Annotated in this window: 1 protein-coding gene; it reads right to left on the reverse strand. The window is 37.4% G+C overall.

Annotation, left to right across the window (positions count from 1 at the left end; genetic code table 11):
* Positions 1–136 precede the first annotated feature (136 nt).
* A complete protein-coding gene (flgH, locus tag CVS92_RS08965) occupies positions 137–844 on the reverse strand; it encodes a flagellar basal body L-ring protein FlgH (protein ID WP_021091364.1) in 708 nt (235 codons plus the stop codon).
* Between the last annotated feature and the right edge of the window lie 165 nt (positions 845–1,009).

Below are 1,009 nucleotides of genomic sequence, written 5' to 3' on the forward strand. Positions count from 1 at the left end.
ATTTTAAACATATTATTCTGAAAGTAAATATCAACTATAATTTTTAAAAATTTAGCATATTTAAGGCGAGAGAAATTTTTGAGATATAAAATTTTAAAAGCCCAAATTGATTAAATTTTAGGCTTTTAAAGTTGCATTAAAATGGCCAGATAGCTTCCATGAGCCTTGTGCCCCAAGGTTTTTTGGTAGATTTGTCTAGCTCACCCTCTGTTTTATACAAAATTTTAGCGTCAGCTATATATTTTGAGTCGATTTCGTTATTTTGTGAGATGTCGTAAGGTCTGATGACACCACTTACTTGCATGATCTGCTTTTCGCCGTTTATAAGTAGCTCGCGGCTACCCTCGATGAAATAGTTGCCGTTATTTAGTATTTTTATGATCCTGGCTGAAATGGTTGCGGTAAATTTCTCGCTTCTATTGCTCGTGCCACTTCCTGTAAATTTATTGCCACCGCCTGCTTTAAAGCCGATATCGCCGTATTTGTTTAGATTATCAGCCACAGTTGAAAGCGGTGCAGCCCCAGCTGTAAAAACACCGCCACCAAGCGAGATGGTGCTATCTTTGTTGGTACTTTTGCTACCAGTTGAAGTTTGGCTTGCATTTTCTGAGATAACGATAGTCACGATGTCATTTACATTCATCGCTTTTCTATCTGAAAAAAGAGGATTTTCGCCTTTGCCAAAGAGGCTGCCGGCGTTGCTTTGTCCGGTACCACTATCTTTTGAAGGGAGTTGCTCGACATAAACTGGGGGTTTCATATTGATATGAGGATCAGCGCTTGGCGTGCAGCCAGTGCAAATAATGCCCGCAGATAAGACGAGCCAAATCGTTTTATGATTCATAAAAAATGCCTTAAAATAAGTATCTTTGTGCTAGAATTAAGCAATTTAAGTTCCTAAAAAGGTCGCAAATGAAAAGTTGTTACGTTTTTACAGACAAAAATTTAGCACATCTGCAAGAAATTATAGCTACAAAACTCAAAAAAGTTGAGATTTTTAAGATAATCC

Origin of the sequence: Campylobacter concisus (genome assembly GCF_003048555.1) — a bacterium.
GTDB lineage: Bacteria > Campylobacterota > Campylobacteria > Campylobacterales > Campylobacteraceae > Campylobacter_A > Campylobacter_A concisus_AO.